Annotated in this window: 14 protein-coding genes; 8 read left to right on the top strand and 6 right to left on the bottom strand. The window is 73.6% G+C overall.

Annotated elements, in window-relative coordinates:
• Nucleotide 1: 1 nt before the first annotated feature.
• Nucleotides 2-496 (bottom strand): DUF3145 domain-containing protein, encoded by a 495-nt coding sequence (locus ACFYWQ_RS02255; protein WP_385062201.1) that lies wholly within the window; start codon nt 494-496, stop codon nt 2-4.
• Between the two features lie 299 nt (nt 497-795).
• Between ACFYWQ_RS02255 and ACFYWQ_RS02260 the strand changes: the two genes are divergently transcribed.
• Complete coding sequence (locus tag ACFYWQ_RS02260; RefSeq protein ID WP_389511955.1) at nt 796-1,689, top strand: SGNH/GDSL hydrolase family protein; 894 nt, start codon at nt 796-798, stop codon at nt 1,687-1,689.
• Between the two features lie 10 nt (nt 1,690-1,699).
• On the top strand, nt 1,700-2,668 hold the full coding sequence (locus tag ACFYWQ_RS02265) for an aldose epimerase family protein (RefSeq protein WP_389511956.1): 969 nt from the start codon (nt 1,700-1,702) through the stop codon (nt 2,666-2,668).
• Between the two features lie 223 nt (nt 2,669-2,891).
• Here ACFYWQ_RS02265 and ACFYWQ_RS02270 read toward each other — a convergent pair whose 3' ends face one another.
• Nucleotides 2,892-5,312, bottom strand: coding sequence for a beta-glucosidase (locus tag ACFYWQ_RS02270; protein WP_389511958.1), 2,421 nt, complete (start codon nt 5,310-5,312; stop codon nt 2,892-2,894).
• 106 nt (nt 5,313-5,418) lie between these two features.
• Between ACFYWQ_RS02270 and ACFYWQ_RS02275 the strand changes: the two genes are divergently transcribed.
• Both ACFYWQ_RS02275 and ACFYWQ_RS02280 read left to right on the top strand, forming a co-directional pair.
• On the top strand, nt 5,419-6,000 hold the full coding sequence (locus tag ACFYWQ_RS02275) for a TetR/AcrR family transcriptional regulator (RefSeq protein ID WP_389511960.1): 582 nt from the start codon (nt 5,419-5,421) through the stop codon (nt 5,998-6,000).
• A gap of 118 nt (nt 6,001-6,118) precedes the next feature.
• Nucleotides 6,119-7,396, top strand: a complete 1,278-nt coding sequence (locus ACFYWQ_RS02280; RefSeq protein WP_389511962.1) for a pyroglutamyl peptidase — start codon at nt 6,119-6,121, stop codon at nt 7,394-7,396.
• Nucleotides 7,397-7,594: 198 nt separating this feature from the next.
• On the opposite strand, the gene ACFYWQ_RS02285 is transcribed toward ACFYWQ_RS02280, so the two are convergent.
• Nucleotides 7,595-8,401 carry an EI24 domain-containing protein gene (locus ACFYWQ_RS02285; RefSeq protein WP_389511964.1) on the bottom strand — a complete coding sequence of 269 codons (807 nt, stop codon included), beginning with the start codon at nt 8,399-8,401 and terminating at the stop codon, nt 7,595-7,597.
• Between the two features lie 293 nt (nt 8,402-8,694).
• On the opposite strand from ACFYWQ_RS02285, the gene ACFYWQ_RS02290 reads away from it, so the two are divergent.
• Together ACFYWQ_RS02290 and ACFYWQ_RS02295 are read left to right on the top strand one after the other, a co-directional pair.
• Nucleotides 8,695-11,262 (top strand): M14 family zinc carboxypeptidase, encoded by a 2,568-nt coding sequence (locus ACFYWQ_RS02290; RefSeq protein ID WP_389511965.1) that lies wholly within the window; start codon nt 8,695-8,697, stop codon nt 11,260-11,262.
• The gene (locus ACFYWQ_RS02295; RefSeq protein ID WP_389511966.1) at nt 11,259-12,410 is read left to right on the top strand and encodes a serine hydrolase domain-containing protein; all 1,152 of its coding nucleotides are present in this window, start codon (nt 11,259-11,261) and stop codon (nt 12,408-12,410) included. Before ACFYWQ_RS02290 ends, ACFYWQ_RS02295 begins: the two co-directional genes overlap by 4 nt.
• A gap of 81 nt (nt 12,411-12,491) precedes the next feature.
• Here the strand turns inward: ACFYWQ_RS02295 and ACFYWQ_RS02300 are convergent, their stop codons facing one another.
• Nucleotides 12,492-12,911, bottom strand: a complete 420-nt coding sequence (locus ACFYWQ_RS02300; RefSeq protein ID WP_389511969.1) for an organic hydroperoxide resistance protein — start codon at nt 12,909-12,911, stop codon at nt 12,492-12,494.
• A 246-nt stretch (nt 12,912-13,157) separates the two neighbouring features.
• Entirely contained in the window at nt 13,158-14,177 is a 1,020-nt protein-coding gene (locus ACFYWQ_RS02305) for an NADP-dependent oxidoreductase (protein ID WP_389511971.1), read from the bottom strand.
• An 89-nt stretch (nt 14,178-14,266) separates the two neighbouring features.
• On the opposite strand from ACFYWQ_RS02305, the gene ACFYWQ_RS02310 reads away from it, so the two are divergent.
• Nucleotides 14,267-14,767 carry a MarR family winged helix-turn-helix transcriptional regulator gene (locus ACFYWQ_RS02310; RefSeq protein ID WP_389511973.1) on the top strand — a complete coding sequence of 167 codons (501 nt, stop codon included), beginning with the start codon at nt 14,267-14,269 and terminating at the stop codon, nt 14,765-14,767.
• Between the two features lie 340 nt (nt 14,768-15,107).
• On the opposite strand, the gene ACFYWQ_RS02315 is transcribed toward ACFYWQ_RS02310, so the two are convergent.
• Entirely contained in the window at nt 15,108-15,737 is a 630-nt protein-coding gene (locus ACFYWQ_RS02315) for a TetR/AcrR family transcriptional regulator (RefSeq protein WP_389511975.1), read from the bottom strand.
• A 158-nt stretch (nt 15,738-15,895) separates the two neighbouring features.
• On the opposite strand from ACFYWQ_RS02315, the gene ACFYWQ_RS02320 reads away from it, so the two are divergent.
• On the top strand, nt 15,896-17,398 hold the full coding sequence (locus tag ACFYWQ_RS02320; protein WP_389511977.1) for an aldehyde dehydrogenase family protein: 1,503 nt from the start codon (nt 15,896-15,898) through the stop codon (nt 17,396-17,398).
• The last annotated feature ends 3 nt before the right edge of the window (nt 17,399-17,401 follow it).

The following is a 17,401-nucleotide window of genomic DNA, read 5'->3' on the forward strand; positions in this document are numbered from 1 at the left end:
CTCAGACGACCTGGTGGAGCCAGCGGACGGGCGCTCCCTCACCGGCGTACCGGAACGGCTCCAGTTCGTCGTCCCAGGGCTTGCCGAGGAGCTTGGCGATCTCCGCCTCCAGGTCCGTCTCGTCGCGCTGGGAGCGCAGCAGGGCGGCGCGCAGCCGGTCCTCGGGGATGAGGATGTCGCCGTGGATGCCGGTGACGGCGTGGAAGATGCCGAGGTCGGGGGTGCAGCTGTAGCGCTCGCCCTCGGCCGTGGCGCAGGGCTCGGCGGTGACCTCGAAGCGCAGCAGGTGCCAGCCGCGCAGCGCGGAGGCGAGCTTGGAGGCGGTGCCCGCCTGTCCCTGCCAGGAGAACTCCGAGCGCCAGGTGCCGGGCGCGGCCGGCTGCCGGATCCAGTCGAGGTTGACGCGCGTGCCGAGCACCCCGGCGACGGCCCACTCGACGTGCGGGCACAGCGCGCGCGGCGCGGAGTGCACGTACAGAACTCCACGTGTCGTCACCGGGACCTCCGGGCAGAGCGGACAGGTGTGCAGGCCGGCATGGCGGCGGTGGCCGGGCAGCCACGTTGATGGCGAGGCTACCGTGCGGCGGCGCAAGGAGTGTGACGTACCGTCGGTCCCGGTGCCGCGAAACGCCCGCCATTCACCCGGCAGGACGCCTGTGCGGGAGCGTTCCGTTGCTTCTTGTGGGGCGGGCGGGGCGCGTCGGAGGGGCGGCGGGAACTCCCGGACGTTGTCATGGGTGGGGCCGGCGATCCGTCAGGCCGGGGTGGTGCCGACGACCGAGGGGACGGCAGGGGATGCGGAAGCGAGGCCACCGCTCGCGGGCGGTCGCCGTCGTCGTGGCGGCCGCCGTGCTGGGCGGCGCGGCGGGCTGTGACGCCGGGGGCGGGGACGGCCCGGGGCCGTCGGCCTCGCGGGCGCGGGCGTCGCCGACGCCGGTGTGGGACAGCAGCCCGGCCTCGCTCGCCGCGGTGGGCGACTCCATCACCCGTGGCTTCGACGCCTGCACGGTCCTGTCGGACTGCCCCGAGGTGTCCTGGGCGACCGGCGGCAGCGCCGAGGTGAACAGTCTGGCCGTCCGGCTGCTGGGGGCGTCGCGGGCGGCGACGCACAGCTGGAACTTCGCGGAGACCGGGTCGCGCATGGCGGACCTGCCGGACCAGATGACGCGGGCCGCGGCGCGCAGGCCCGCGCTGGTGACGGTCATGGCCGGGGCGAACGACGCATGCCGGGCGTCCGCGGAGGCGATGACGCCGGTGGCCGACTTCCGCGCCCAGTTCCAGGAGGCGCTGCGCACGCTGCGCCGGGCGGCGCCGACGGCGCAGGTGTACGTGGCGAGCGTGCCGAACCTGAAACGGCTGTGGTCGCAGGGGCGGACCAACGCGCTGGGCAAGCAGGTGTGGAAGCTGGGCATCTGCCCGTCGATGCTGGGCGACGCGGACGCGCTGGACTCCGCGGCGAACCTGCGCCGGGCGACGGTGCAGCAGCGGGTGGAGGACTACAACACGGTGCTGAGGGAGGTCTGCGCGCAGGACCCGCGGTGCCGTTTCGACGGCGGCGCCGTGTACGAGTACCGCTTCGGCACCGACCAGTTGAGCCACTGGGACTGGTTCCACCCGAGCAAGAACGGCCAGGCCCGGCTGGCCGAGATCGCATACCGCCAGGTCACCGCCGCGGAGCGGGTGACTTAGAGTTTCCACCATGAGCGAACACTTCGGAACACTTTCCGACGGCACCCCGGTCCACCGCTGGACCCTGGAGCGGGCGGGCGTCCGGGTGCGGGTCCTGTCGTACGGCGGGATCGTGCAGTCGGTCGAGGTGCCGGACCGGGCGGGCCGGCCGGCGGACGTGGTGCTGGGGTTCGCGGACCTGGACGGCTACCTGGCGCACCCCGAGCCCTACCTCGGCGCCCTCGTCGGGCGGTACGCGAACCGGATCGCGCACGCCCGCTTCGCGCTGGACGGGGTGACGTACCCGCTCGCGCCGAACAACGCGCCCAACTCCCTGCACGGCGGCGAGCGCGGCTTCGACAAGCGGGTGTGGGACGTGGAGCCCGTCGAGCACGGGCTGCGGCTGCGCCGGGTCAGTCCGGACGGCGAGGAGGGCTTCCCGGGGCGTCTGGAGGTCACCGCGACGTACACGCTCGACGCGTCGGGCGCGCTGAGCATCGCGTACGAGGCGGTCACCGACGCGCCGACCCCGGTGAACCTGACCAACCACAGCTACTTCAACCTCGCGGGCGCGGGGCACGCGGGCGGGCACGAGCTGCGGCTGGCCGCGTCCCGGTACACGCCGGTCGACGCGGACCTGATCCCGACCGGGGTCGCGGAGGTGGCGGGCACCCGTTTCGACTTCCGTACGGCCCGTGAGACCGGCTCCGGCTACGACCACAACTTCGTGCTGGACAAGGGCGTCACCGAGACGCCCGTGGAGGTGGCCGAGCTGCACGACCCGGCGTCCGGGCGGGTGCTGACGGTGGCGACGACCGAACCCGGGATCCAGGTGTACACGGCGGACCACCTCGGGAAGCCGTTCGCGCCGGGCGACGGCATCGCGCTGGAGACCCAGCACTTCCCGGACTCCCCGAACCGGCCGGAGTTCCCGGCCACCGTGCTGCGGCCGGGGCAGGTGTACCGGTCGGAGACGGTGTACGGCTTCTCGGCGCGGTAGGACGACGCCGGGCCGCCGACGGCGGTGACCTCGGCGGCGGTGACGGCGGCTGCGGCTGCGGCTGCGGCTGCGGCTGCGGCTGCGGCTGCGGCTGCGGCTGCGGCTGCGGCTGCGGCTGCGGCTGCGGCTGCGGCTGCGGGCGGCTGCGGTGAAACGTACGAGCCCCGGTCCAGGGGTCAGGTCCCGGACCGGGGCTGCTCTCGGGGTGGTGAGAACCTCCGCGTCAGACGGTAATCGTCGCGGTGATCCTGCGGTCCGTGAGGGACCTACCCACCTGGATTTCGTACGAACCCTTCACAAAGAGCCACCGGTGGGCGTCCTCGTCCCAGACCTCGAAGGCGCGCCGCGGGAGGTCGACGACGGCCTCGGCGCTCTCGCCCGGTCCGGCCTCGACGCTCGCGAAGCCGGCCAGCACGCGGGCCGGGCGCTCCGGGGCCGGCTCCGTGTCCGTCGGGGCGAGGTAGACCTGGACGACCTCGCGGCCGGCCCGCTCGCCGGTGTTGCGGACGCGGATCCTCAGCGAGGTGCCGTCCGCCTCGACCGACTCGTAGGACCAGTCGGTGTAGCCGAGGCCGTGGCCGAAGGGGTAGGCGGGGGTGCGGCCCTGCTTCTCCCAGGCCCGGTAGCCGATGGAGACGCCCTCGGTGTAGGGGAGTTCGCCGTTCTCGGGGGTGACCTGGGTGACGGGGGCGTCGGCGAGGGAGCCCCAGGTGGTGGGGAGGCGGCCGCCGGGCTCGTGGGCGCCGGTGAGGGCGTCCGCGAGGGCCGCGCCGCCCTCCTGGCCGGGGAACCAGCTCAGCAGGACGGCGGCGACGTCCTCGCGCCACGGGAGTTCCACCGGGGAGCCGGAGTTGACGACCACGACCGTGTTCGGGTTGGCGGCGGCGACGGCCCGGACCAGGTCGTCCTGGCGGCCGGGCAGCCGCAGGTCGGTACGGTCGAAGCCCTCGGACTCGACGCGGTCGGTGGTGGCGACCACGACCACCGCCGTGTCGGCGGCGCGGGCCGCCTCGACGGCCTCGGCGATCAGCTCGTCCGCGTCGCGCTGCGGCTCCTGGTGGGCGAGCGCGAAGGCGACCACCTTCAGCGGGATGCCCTCGGGCAGCTCGAAGACGTAGGTGAGGGAGATCTCGACGGTCTCCCCGGCGGTCAGGTCGGCCTCGGCGCGGGGCACCGGGGCGCCGAAGAACGCCTCGAAGGGGTCGCTGACGTCGGCGGGCACCTGGGGGCCGTCGAAGTGCGTCGTGCCGGCGACGGTGAGGGTGAAGGCGCCGACGCCCTTGACGCCGAAGGTGTGCCGGCCGGTGGTGCGCGGGGTGAAGGTGCCGGTCAGTTCGACGGTGTGGAGGCGGTCGTGGGTGACGCCGTCGGGGAGGTCGTCGCCCATCCACTGGATCTGCCCGTTGGGCACGGAGCCGGTGCCGATCACCTCTCCGCCGGCGTCCCGGCAGACGGCACGGAGGGTGAACCCCTTGTCGGCGACGGCGAGTTCGGTGGTGGGGTCGGCTCCGACGACGTAGGTGAGCGCACCCTCGGGGAGGGCGGCGGTGAGGCCGTCGAGCGGGGAGACGATGTGCGTCGGGAAGACGGTGGCGGAGCCGCCGCCCAGGACCCGGGCGTCGCGGGCGGCGGCGCCGATGAGGGCGACCGTGCCGGTCTTGAGGGGGAGCGCGCCGTTCTCGTTGCGGACGAGGACGAAGGAGCGGCGGGCGAGCTCGCGGACGAGGGCCTCGCCGTCGACGGCGGCGGGCGGTTCGGCGACGGCGGGCTCGGCACCGGCGAGGGCGCCGACGCGGGCGGCCAGCCGCAGGACGCGGCGTACGGCGTCGTCGACCTGGGACTCGTCGAGCCGGCCGTCCCGTACCGCCTCGGCGAGGGCCTCGCCGTACACGGTCTGCGGGCCGGGCATGGCGACGTCGAGGCCGCCGCGGAGGGCGCCGACGGTGTCGCGGGCGGCCATCCAGTCGGAGACGTTGAAGCCGTCGAAGCCCCACTCGCCGCGCAGGACCTCGTTCACGAGGTGGTGGTGCTGGGTCATCGTGGTGCCGTTGACCGAGTTGTAGGCGGTCATGATGCCCCAGGGGTGGGCGTTCTCCACGATGGCCTCGAAGGGGGCCAGGTAGAGCTCGCGCAGGGCGCGTTCGCCGACCAGGTTGTTCACCGTGAAGCGGTCGGTCTCGGCGTCGTTGGCGACGAAGTGCTTGACGGTGGTGCCGACGCCGCCGGACTGGACGCCGCTGACGTATCCGGTGCCGATGCGGCCGGTGAGGTACGGGTCCTCGCTGTAGGTCTCGAAGTGGCGGCCGCCGAGCGGGGAGCGGTGCAGGTTGACCGTGGGGGCGAGCAGGACGTGGACGCCCTTGCGGCGGGCCTCCTGGGCCAGCAGCACACCGGCCCGGTGGGCGAGCGCGGGGTCCCAGGTGGCGGCCAGGGCGGTCGGGGAGGGCAGGGCGACGGACGGGTCGTCGGCGGTCCAGCGCACGCCCCGTACGCCGATCGGGCCGTCGGACATCACCAGGGACTCCAGGCCGATCTCGGGCAGGGCGGGCAGGGACCACATGTCCTGGCCGGCCAGCAGCCGCGTCTTGGCCTCCAGGTCGAGCTTGCCGAGGGCCGCCTCGACGACCGCCTCGTTGTCCGCCATCGCGGCGCCTCCTCGTTGAGTCGTGCAGTGCAGTGACTCCATCGTGCATCCATCGCCTGTGACGCGGTAGGTTTCGTTACCTTCCTGTTATTTCAGGGTGGGCCGGATGACGTACGGTGGCGCCATGAGTGGCCGGGTCAGGAGTGGGGAGCGGCGCGCCGAGATCGTACGGGCGGCCCTGGAGGTGATCGCCGAGCGCGGCTACCGGGGGGCGAGCCTGGCCGCGGTGGCCGAGCGGGTGGGGCTGACCCAGCAGGGGCTGCTGCACCACTTCCCGACGAAGGACGCGCTGCTCGTCGCCGTGCTGGAGGAGCGCGACCAGTGGGACGCGGTGCCGGACACCCGGTGGCGGGTCGACCTGCTGGTCTCGCTGGTCGAGTACAACGCGATGCGGCCCGGCATCGTCCAGACCTTCTCCGCGCTGCTCGGCGAGAGCGTCACCGAGGGGCACCCGGCCCGGCGGTACTTCACCGAGCGCTACACCGAGGTCCGGGCGAGCATGGCGGCGGTGCTGCGCACCGAGTACGGCGACCGGCTGCCCAACGGCCTCACGCCGGAGCGGACCGCTCCCCTGCTGGTGGCGGTGATGGACGGGTTGCAGTTCCAGTGGCTGCTGGACCCGGAGTCGGTCGACATGCCGGGCGCGTTCCGGGACTTCCTGCGGCTGCTGGGCGAGGACCTGGACTGAGGAGCCGACGGGCTGCCCCCATGGCGTGGACTGTTCCCGCCACGCGATACTTCCGCCGTCCCGCGCGACGCGCCGTCCCGCGCGACGCGCACCGCAGCGACGGAAGGCCTCAAGCACCTTGCACTGCTTACGAGTTCGGATCGGTGTCCTCGGCCTGGCCCTCACGGCCTGTCTCTCCGCACCGGCGACCGCGGCCTGCGCGGCACCGGCCGACGCGGCACCCGCGCCCGGCGTCGAGGAGCAGCGGCTCGACCGGGCCGTCCCGCGGGAGATCCTCGCGGCCTCCGGCTTCGACACGGCCGCGCCGCGCCTCGCCCGGCGGTTGGCGGCCGCTCCCTCCCTCGCGCAGGCCCGCCGCGTCGTCGCCCGTGAGGGCGCGGCACTGTGGCGGCGGGCCGTGGACCGGGCGCAGGGCCGGGGCCCGGCCGGCGGAGGGCTCAGCCGGGACGACGACCGGCCGCTGTACTGGGCACGGCTGGCGCTGACCCGGGAAGTACGCACCTGGGAGCCGGAGTTCGGGCTCACCGGGACACAGCGGGCGGCGCTGCTGGCCGGCCTGGAGCGCACCTCGCGCGGCCAGGACGACATCGACTTCCGCCGCTCCGGCGGCGCGGGCCTGAAGCGGGTGCTGGTCACCGGTTTCGACCCGTTCACCCTGGACCAGGACATCCGCATCTCCAACCCGTCCGGGGCGACCGCGCTGGCCCTCGACGGCACGGTGATCGAGACGGCGGACGGGCCGGCCCGGGTGGAGACGGCCGTGTTCCCGGTGCGCTGGGGGGACTTCACCGAGGGCACCGTGGAGCGGACACTGCGGCCGCACCTGAAGCACGTGGACCTGTTCGCGACCGTGAGCCAGGGGCGCGTCGGCCGCTTCGACGTCGAGCGGACCAACGGGGCCTGGCGGGGCGGCTACCCGGACAACGAGAACGTGAGCAGGACGGAGACGGTCCCGGTGACCGACCCGGCCTCGCAGCCGCAGTGGACGACGACGACCCTGCCGTACCGGGAGATCGTGGCGGCGGACACCGGCCGCTTCCCGGTCCTCGACAACACGGGCGTCACCGAGATCCCGGCCGGGGGGACCGCGCCCGTCGTCCGGCCGGACGGGCCCACGCCGGGGTCGACGGCGCGGGCCGGGGGCGGCGGGAACTACCTCTCCAACGAGATCGCCTACCGGGCCACGCTGCTGCGGGACCGGCTCGGCCTGCGCGGCTCGCTGCCGGGCGGGCACGTCCACACGCCGGTCCTCCAGTTCGGCGCCGGGAACACCGATCCGGCGACCGGGACGGTGACCGACCCGGAGTTCGTCCGCAACCGGCTGGACATCATCGCGCAGGTGCGGGCGATCGTGACGGTGGCGGTGGATGCGGCGGGGCGCAGCACCGGGGGCTGACGCCGGGCCGGGCCCGAGCCAGGCCCGAGCCAGCCGGACCGGGCCGAGCGCGGCCTGCCTCGCCGTGACCGGCCGTGCGCGGCGCCCGTCCGGCCGGGCACGGCCGGGCAGGCGCGGCGCCCGTCCCGTCGGTCACGGCCAGGCAGGCGCGGCGCCCGTCCCGTCGGTCACGGCCGGGCGGGTGCGGGGCCCGTCCGGTCACGGCCGGGCGGGCGCCTCCTCGCGGTCGTCGTCGGCGGCGGCGGCCTCGCCGTCCCGGGTCTCCTCCCCGAGCAGCTCCCGCGCCATGAGGGTCGCGCCGGCGACCGCGCCCGGCATCAGGAACACCGCCACGAAGGGCACCAGGAAGGCCAGTCCGAGTGGTGTGCCGAAGCCCCAGACCAGCGTCTTGCGGGAGCGCAGCAGGGTGAGGCGGGCGCGCAGGTCGACGTTCCGGCGCTGGAGGGCCACGGCGGTGAGTTCCTCGGTGAGGAAGAAGCCGGTGACGAAGAAGCCGATCACGGGGACGACGGTCTGCCCGAGGAACGGGACGAACCCGAGGGCGAACAGCAGCACGGCCCACAGCAGGGCCCGGACCACGATGCGCAGGCTGTCCCGGGCCGAGATCCACAGCTCGCGCCAGAGCGGCAGCCCCGACCGCGGTGCCGTGCCGTCGGGCGAGACGTCCCGGTCGACCGTCTCGGAGAGGCTCTCGTAGAAGGGCTGCCCGATGAGCAGGGTGACCGCGGTGAAGGTCAGGACGGAGAGGAGGAGGCCCAGGGCGAACAGCACGACCGTGAGGAACCCGCGGAACAGGCCGCCCCACGGGCTCGACCAGTCGTCGGCGAACGGCGTCGCCCACGTGACGGCGTCCCCGCCCCACACCGCGAGCGCCACCAGCGCGCCCACGTAGAGGACCAGTGTGATCAGTCCCGGCAGGAGTCCGAACCCGTACTGCCTGCCGTGCCGGCCCACCCACCGCTGGCCCGCCACCAGGTACCTGAAACCCGCCCCGAGATCGCGCATGCCGGCACTCTATCGGGCGCGTGCACATCATCCCCGGTCGCGCCGGAGCGGGCCGGCGTGAGCCGTTCGTCCGCCGCCTGCGAGGCGACGGAGGTGATGCGCCGTCAGGTGTCCGTCGTTCCGCACGCCCGGACGCCTGCCGGGCGCACGCCCGGGTGTCCGTGGGGTCTTTCCTAGGCCATCCGGGCTATCGGTGACACCAACCCCCTCTTGGTGCAGTTGAGTCGCACAGGTACATCTCGCCGTACCGGTCTCCGGCAGCACCCGAGCGCAGGAAGTCAGCGGAGGTACACGTGCGCACCACGAGAACCACCCCGGCCCGGCCTGTCCTGATCGCCGCCCTCGCCGTCACGGCCGCGGGGGCGCTTCTGCTCGCCCCGGCCGCCGCCGGCGCCGGCCCGGAACCCGTGAGCCGGGAGGGGTCCGGCGCGGACACGGCCGTCGCCGGGCCGTCCGCGGCGACCGCCCGGCAGGCGCTCACCGCGCCCGTCACCGACCTGTCCGCCGCCGACTCCGTGCGCGGCTACCCCCGGCGGCAGACGCTCGCCGCCGAGCCCGAGAACCCCGCCGACGCGTCCCTCAGGCTCGGTCTCGTCCCGTACCACGCCATCGCCCCGCGGCTGAACGCCCTTCAGGCGCTCGGTGACCGGGTGAGCGTCGAGGTCGCCGGCCGCTCGGCGGGCGGGCACCGGCTCTACCTCGTCACCGTCACCGCGCCGGAGACCGCCGGCCAGACCCGCGACCAGGAGCGGATGCGTGAACTCATCGAGAACGCGCCCGCCGCGGCCGCCGTCGACCCCGCCCTGAAGTCGGCGTACAAGACGCCCGTCTTCTTCAACGGCAACATCCACGGCGACGAGTGGGAGGGCACCGACGCCTCCCTGGAGCTCGTCGAGCGGCTCGCGACCGCGGACGACACGGCGACGCGCGACCTCCTCGCCCACAGCCGCCTCTACTTCAACATCACCGCCAACCCGGACGGCCGGATCGCCGGCACCCGCGCGAACGCGGCCGGCTTCGACCTGAACCGGGACGCCGTCACCGCCTCGCAGCCCGAGACGCGCGCGGTGCGGCAGATCGAGATCGCCAAGCAGCCGGCCGTCGTGCTCGACCTGCACGGCTACGTCAACGGCACCCTCATCGAGCCGACCACCCCGCCGCACGGCGAGAACTACGAGTACGACCTCTTCCTGAAGAACACCTACGCCAACGCCCTCGGCATGGAGGCCGCCGTCGACGGCCTCGGGCTCACCCCCGCCGAGGACGGTGTGCGGCCCGCGCAGATCCCGTTCCGGGACCAGGCGGAGGGCTGGGACGACTGGCCGCCGGTCTTCACCCCGCAGTACGCGGCCTTCCACGGCGCGGTCGCCGCGCACACGGTGGAGATCCCGCTCCAGGTGAACAACGCGGCCTACACCGGCCTGCCGGCCGGCGAACTGCGCCGCCGGTCCGCGATCAACGTGCGGGTGGCCGGCGCCGCCCTCCGTGCCACCCTCGACTTCGTCCGCGAGCGGGGCCCCTCCCTCGTCGCCGACCAGATCGAGGTGTTCCGGCGCGGGGCCGCCGGTGCCGCGCAGGTGCCGGTGTCGGAGCGGACCGTGCCGGGCGTCCCGGGCATCGGCCCCGAGGACGTCTGGACGACCGCGTTCCCGCGCGCCTACGTCCTCCCGGCCGGCCCGACGCCCACCGCCACCGCCCGGCTCGTCGACCACCTCCTCGCCAACGACGTCCGCGTCACCCGGGCCACCCGCTCCTTCCGGCTCGACGGACGGACGTACCGGCAGGGCTCGTACGTCGTCGACATGCGCCAGCCCAAGCGGGGGCTGGCGAACGCGCTGCTCGCCGACGGCCGGGACATCAGCGGCCGGGTGTCGGTGATGTACGACATCTCGGGCTGGAGCCTGGGACGGCTGTGGGGCGCGCGGGTGGTGGCCGTCCACGGCGGCTCCCCGGCCGGCGCCCCGCTGCGGGCGGTGACCGGGGCCGCCCCGGCCGGCACGGTCGCCCCGCACGGCGACCTGCGGCTGCGGCTGGACGACCCGGGCGCGGTCGCGGCCCTCAACTCCCTGCTGCGGGCCGGGATCGCGGTACGGCGGGACGCGGACGGCAGTGCGGTCGTCCCGGCGTCGGCGCGCGCGCAGGCGGCCGGCGCCGCCCGTGCGTACGACGTCTCCTTCACCTCGGCCGCCGCCACCGGCACCACTCCCCTGCACCCCGTCCGGATCGCCGCCGCCGTCACGGCCGGTGAGCTGTTCGCGCTGCGCGAGATGGGCTTCGACGTCACGCCGGTCTCCACGGCCCGCCTCGACGCCGGTTTCGACTGGTCGTCGGTGGACGTGCTGTTCGTGTCGGCCGGGCTGGACCGGGCCGCGCTGACCGGGGCCGCCCGCACCGCCCTCGACGCCTTCCTCGCCGGGCACGGCCTGGTCGGCCGGGGTGCCGCCGGGGCCGCGCTCGCCACGGGCGCCGGGCTGCTGGACGTGACGGCCGTACAGGGCCCCGAGGACGCCAACGGCGTGGTGCGGGTGGTCAACTCGGGTCCGCTGACGGCGGGGGCCCCGGACCACGGCTTCGTCTACGCGCCGGTGTGGTTCACCGGCCTCGGCCCCGGGGTACGCGTCGAGCAGTCGTACGCCACCGGCGAACCGCTCGTCTCCGGCCACTGGCGGGCCCGGTCCGACGGCTCGGGCGGTCCCGGCGCCGCCGCCGGGCGGCCCGCCGTCGTGAGCGGGCCGCACGCCGTCCTGTTCGGCACGGAACCCCTCTTCCGGGACCATCCCAAGGGCGAGTTCACCCAGGTCGCACAGGCGTTGATCACCATGGCACACACAGGCAGCGGTCTGGCTGAGGAGAGCGGATGACACAGGAGATCCACGGCACCGTCGCGGACGGTTTTGAAGCGGTGCGGGAGGAGTTCGCCGCGTTCGTGGCGGCGGAGCGACCCGATTACGAGGGCCAGTTGTGCGCGTACCTGCACGGCCGCCGGGTCGTCGACCTGTGGGCCGGGGACGGCACGGACGCCGACTCCCTTTACGGCGTGTACTCGTCCACCAAGGGCGCCGCGTACCTGGTGGTCGCGCTCCTCGTGCAGGAGGGCACGCTGGAGCTGGACCGCAAGGTCACCTACTACTGGCCGGAGTTCTCGGCCGAGGGCAAGGGCGCGCTGACCCTGCGCGAGCTGCTCTCGCACCGGGCCGGACTGGTCGGCGCGGACACCGGGTTCACCGCGCGGGAGCTGGCCGACGACCGGCAGATCGCCGAACGCCTCGCCGACCAGCGGCCGTTCTGGCGTCCGGGCGCCGCCTTCGGCTACCACGCGCTGGTCATCGGCGCGCTCGCCGGCGAGGTCGTACGGCGTGCGACGGGACGTACGCTCCAGGAGGTGTACGAGGAGCGGGTGCGGGCCCCGTACGGGCTGGACCTCTTCCTGGGGCTGCCGGACGCGCACGAGCCGCGCTTCCGGGCGGCGCAGCCGATGGCGCCGACCGCCGAGCAGCGGGCCCTGCTCGACTCGTTGCCCGACGGGCCGCACACCCTGGCCGCCGTCGCCTTCAACCGGCACGGCGAGGAGCCGACCGACCTGGCGCTCCTGCCGAACGACCCGCTGATCCGCGCCAAAGGGCCGGCGTCGGTGGGCGGGGTGGCGTCGGCGCGCGGGCTCGCCGGGCTGTACGCGGCGGCGATCAGCGAGGTCGGCGGGAAGGCGCCGCTGCTGAAGGAGGACACGGCGGCGGAGTTCGGGCAGTGCCACTCCGTCGGCCACGACCTGGTGGTCCGCGCCCACAAGTCGTACGGGCTGGGCTTCCAGGCGACCGCGGACACCTGGTACCCGTTCCTCGGCGCGGGGGCGTTCGGGCACAGCGGGGCCGGCGGCTGCCAGGCGTTCGCGGACCCGCGCAGCGGGCTCGCCTACGGGTACGCGCGCCGCCGGTTCGCCTTCCCGGGCGGGGCCGCGCCGGAGAACGACCGGCTGGTGGCGGCGGCGCACCGGGCGGCGCTGGCGGGCTGAGCCGGTCGAGTGACCGGCGGAGGCCGCACCCCGCGTCCGGGGGTGCGGCCTCCGCCCTGCGCGACGACGCGGTGAGCGCCGTCAGGCGAGCGTCACGGTGATGTTCCCTCGGGTCGCCTTCGAGTACGGGCAGACCTGGTGGGCCTTCTCCAGCAGGGCGCGGGCCGTGCCGGGGTCGGTGTTCGGGAGGTGGGCCGAGATCTCGACGACGAGCCCGAAGCCGTCGTCGTTCTTGCCGATGCCCACCTTCGCGGTGACGGTCGAGCCGGTGAGGTCGGCCCCCTCCTGGCGGGCGACGACGCCGAGGGCGCCCTGGAAGCAGGCGCTGTAGCCGGCGGCGAACAGCTGCTCCGGGTTGGTGCCGGCGCCGCTGCCGCCCATCTCCTTCGGCGGGTTCACGATCACGTCGAGCCGGCCGTCATCGGTGGCGACCCGGCCGTCGCGGCCGTTCTCGGCGGTGGCGACGGCGGTGTACAGGACGTCGGACTGCTGAATCGGCATGGGGCTCTCTCCTCCTCGGTCCGCCGCGACGCGCGCCCACGACCGCGACGGGATGCGGAAAAAACTTACCGCATCACGGAAGTACGGAGGAAGGCCCCGCCGGACCGAGGAAGGTCTCGCGGACACGGGAGGCCTCGCGGGCCGAGGACGTGCCCCGGGCCGCGGGAGGCCTCCCGGGCCGAGGACGTGCCCCGGGCCACGGGAGGCCTCCCGGGCCGAGGACGTACCCCATCCCGCCCGCGTCGGCTACAGCTTGACGATCATCTTCCCGGTGTTGTCGCCGCGCAGGACGCCGAAGAACGCCTCCAGGTTGTTCTCGATGCCCTCGACGACCGTCTCGCGGTACTTGAGCTCGCCGGAGCGGACCCAGGCGCCGACCTCCTGGACGAACTGCGGCTGGAGGTCGTAGTGGTCACCGACCAGGAAGCCCTCGATGCGGCCGCGGGTCTGGATGAGGCGGACGAGGTTCTTCGGGCCGGGGGCGGGCTCGGTGTTGTTGTAGAGGGAGATCATGCCGCAGACCGCGATACGGCCGTCCCGGTTGAGGGAGCCGATGGCGGCCTCCAGGTGGTCGCCGCCGACGTTGTCGAAGTAGACGTCGACACCGTCGGGCGCGGCCTCGCGCAGCTGCTCGGCGACCGGGCCGCTCCGGTAGTTGAACGCGGCGTCGAAGCCGTACTCCTCGACCAGCAGCTTGACCTTGTCGTCGGATCCGGCGGAGCCGATGACCCGCGAGGCGCCCTTCAGCCGGGCGATCTGCCCCACCTGGCTGCCGACGGCGCCCGCCGCGCCGGACACGAACACCGCGTCGCCCTCCTTGAAGGAGGCGGTGCGCAGCAGGCCCGCGTACGCGGTGAGGCCGGTCATGCCGAGGACGCCCAGGTACGTGGAGAGGGGCGCGGCCTCGGGGTCGACCCGGACGACCTGCCCGCCGTCGACGGTGGCGTACTCGCGCCAGCCGCCGAAGTGCAGGACGTGGTCGCCCGGGGCGATGCCCTCGGCCTCGGAGGCGACGACCTCGCCGACCGCGCCGCCCTGCATGGCCTTGCCCAGCTCGTAGGGGGCGACGTAGGACTTGGCGGCGCTCATCCGGCCGCGCATGTAGGGGTCGACGGAGAGGTACTCGTTGCGGACGAGGACCTGGCCGGGTCCGGGCCGCCGTACCTCCGCCTCGGCCAGCTCGAAGTCCTCGGGCTTCGGCCAGCCGACGGGTCGGCTGAGCAGGCGCCATTCGCGGCCGGCGGCGGGGAGGGCGGAGTCGGTCATGGGGGAAGCCTCTCTGATGTTTCACTAACTGAAACAACCATGCGTCTAAATATTTCAGGATGTCAAGTAAGCCGGGTACCCTGTCCACCATGGCACCCTCACCCCCGGCCCGCCGCCCCGACGCCCTGACCCTGGAGGTCGTCGAACTGATCGGCGAGGTGGTGGCCCGCTTCCACGAGGACTACGAGGAAGCCGCCGCCGCCTACGCGCTCACCGGCGCCCAGGCCCGCCTGCTCAGCCTGCTCTCCCTGGAACCGCTGCCCATGCGCAAGCTGGCGAACCGGCTCAAGTGCGAGCCGTCCAACGTGACCGGCATCGTCGACCGCCTGGAGGCCCGGGGCCTGGCCGAACGCCGCCCCGACCCGGCCGACCGCCGCGTCAAGCTGGCGGCCGCCACCGCGGAGGGCCGCCGGGTGGCCAAGGCCCTCCGCGAGGGCCTGCGCTTCGCCCGCGAACCCCTGGCGGGCCTGACGGAGGAGGAACGGGGGGTGCTGCGGGGGTTGCTGCGCCGGATGGTGACGCCGCCGGACGCCGACGGCCGACACGCCTCGCACACCGACGACCGACACGCCTCGGACGCCGGCGGCTGACACTCGTCGGCCGGCGTACATCATCGGCGGCGACTACGACGTCCTCAGCCACAACCAGGCCGGCCGGCTGCGGGCGCCGGCGGCACGCCATTCCGGCGACCCGCAGCCTCGGGCTTTCACGAGCCGGCCTCTCCGGGACTTGATTCGAGCGAGTGGAGAGCGGCTCTGACCTGCATCGGTGAGGGCTTGTCTGGATCCTGTCCGCTGCCAGGGATCCTGGGCCCATGCCCCGACGCCGAAGCTGCCGACGGCAGCGCTTGGCCGGCCTTGTCCGGAAAGGTGCAGCGGATCCTGCGGCGGCACAGGTAGGCGCGGGGTCTTACGGGGAGGCGGACGCCCATCACTCTCTCCTTCTTGTGGTCGTGGGGGTGTCCATGCCTTCACTGGCAGTCGGCGCTCCGCCCGTGGTGCCCGGATTCGGACGCAGACCGTCGAGCAGGATGCGGATCAGGGCGCCGGGGAAGTCCGGGCCGTTGTCGATGCCGGCGAGCGCGACGAGGCCGTCGAGGATCTGTCCGAGAGAGACGTCGTCGCGCACTTCTCCGCTGCGTTGCGCGGCGCGGAAAAGGGGTTCGCCGGCCGCGATTGTGCGGGAGCGGCTGGCGCGGAGGATGGGGGTGCCATGGGCGGATTCGGAGAGGAGGACGGAGGCGAGAGGTCCTTTGCGGGCGCCGAGGGCGTGGAAGCGCATGAGCCAGGCGAAGAAGGCCTCGCCAGGCGTGTCGCCACTGACGGATTCGGCGGCTTGGCACATGTCGTCGACGGTGTGGCGGAAGAGTTCCTCAACCAGTTCGAGTCTGCCGGGGAAGTTGCGGTAGAGCGTGGCCATGCCGACGCCGGCGCGTCGGGCGATCTCGGCCATCGACGGTGCGGCACCGGGTTCGGCGAAGGCCTCGCGGGCGACCGCGATGATCTTCGACCGGTTGCGCTCGGCGTCGGCACGTCGGACAGGGGCGGGCTCAGCGCTCACGGCGGATGCTTCCTTCCTTCCTTCGGCGTCCAGAACCTCAGCGTACCGGATACCCTTCTCACTTCTCCTTGTAAACGGACAGCCTGTCCGCTACGTTAAGTGGACACCCAATCCGCTTATGACGGATCTGCTGTCAGGACACCAGGAGAGGAACAACCATGACTGCGACTGTGAGCGCCCCGCCCGTCGCCGACACCGCCCGCCGTGACATCCCCGCGTACGTGCGGGGCGGGGAGCGGATGATGTGGATCGGAGGCCGGCAGGTCGCCGCATTCTCCGGACGAACGCTGCCGAACACCGACCCGGCCACCGAAGAGGCGCTGGCCAGTGTGCCGCGCGGCGAGGCAGCCGACGTCGACGCCGCGGTCCACGCCGCGCGGGCGGCGTTCACCGATCCCTCCTGGGCGGAAATGAGCCCCGACCGGCGCGGCCGGATCCTGAACCAGATCGCCGACGTCATCGAGGAACACGCCGACGAACTGGCCACCATCGACTCGGTCAACATGGGCGCACCCCACATGCTGACCGCACACATGCTGGCCGAGGCGAGTGAGGTCTTCCGCTACTACGCGGGCTGGCCCACCAAGCTGTCCGGCGTGAGTGTTCCCGCAGGCAAGGACCGCATGGCCTACACCCGCAAGGAGCCCCTCGGTGTCGTCGGCATCATCTGGGGCTGGAACGGTCCGATGGGCCAACTGCCCGGCAAGCTCGCCCCGGCCCTGGCGGCCGGTAACACCGTCGTGCTCAAGCCGGCCGAGACCGCCTCGCTGAGCACGCTGCGCCTGGCCGAGCTGCTGACCGGCACCGATCTGCCGGCCGGTGTCGTGAACGTCGTCACCGGCCTGGGCGCCGAGGCGGGCCACGCGCTGGTCGCGCACCCCGGTGTCGCGAAGATCGCCTTCACCGGGTCGACCGCGACCGGCAAGCTGGTCCAGCGCCAGGCCACCGACACGCTCAAGCGCATAACGCTCGAACTGGGCGGCAAGTCGCCGTCGGTCGTCTTCGCCGACGCCGACCTTGACGTCGCGGTCCGCGGCGTGGCGGCCGGCTTCCTGGGTAACGCGGGACAGGTCTGCGTCGCCGGATCACGGGTGTTCGTCGAGGAGAGCATCCGCGAGGAGTTCGTCGAGAAGTTGCTGAAGACGATGGAGGCATTCACCCCGGGCGACCCGCTGACCCAGGGCACGCTGGTGGGACCGCTCTCCACCAAGGCGCAGTTCGACCGCGTCCGCTCCTACCTCGACACCGCCCGCGAGGAGGGCGCGAACGTGGTGACCGGCGGCGGGCGCTTCGGTGACCACGGATACTTCTTCGCCCCCACCCTCCTCGACGACGTCCGCCCCGACATGCGCGTCGTCCGCGAGGAGATCTTCGGCCCCGTCGGCGTGATCACCACCTTCACCGACATCGACGACGCCATCGCCCAGGCCAACGACACCGACTACGGACTGGCCGCCTCCGTCTGGACCACCAACCTCACCACCGCACACCGCATGGCCGCAGCCATCGAGGCCGGCACCGTCTGGATCAACACCTGGGCCGAGATGAGCACCGGCAACCTCCCCTTCGGGGGCTACAAGCAGTCCGGCCTGGGCCGCGAAGGCGGCCTGGAGGGACTCGACACCTACACCCAAGTCAAGACCGTCCGCATCGCGCTGTGACCA

The organism is Streptomyces sp. NPDC003247, from assembly GCF_042888135.1.
In the GTDB taxonomy this organism is placed as follows: Bacteria; Actinomycetota; Actinomycetes; order Streptomycetales; family Streptomycetaceae; genus Streptomyces.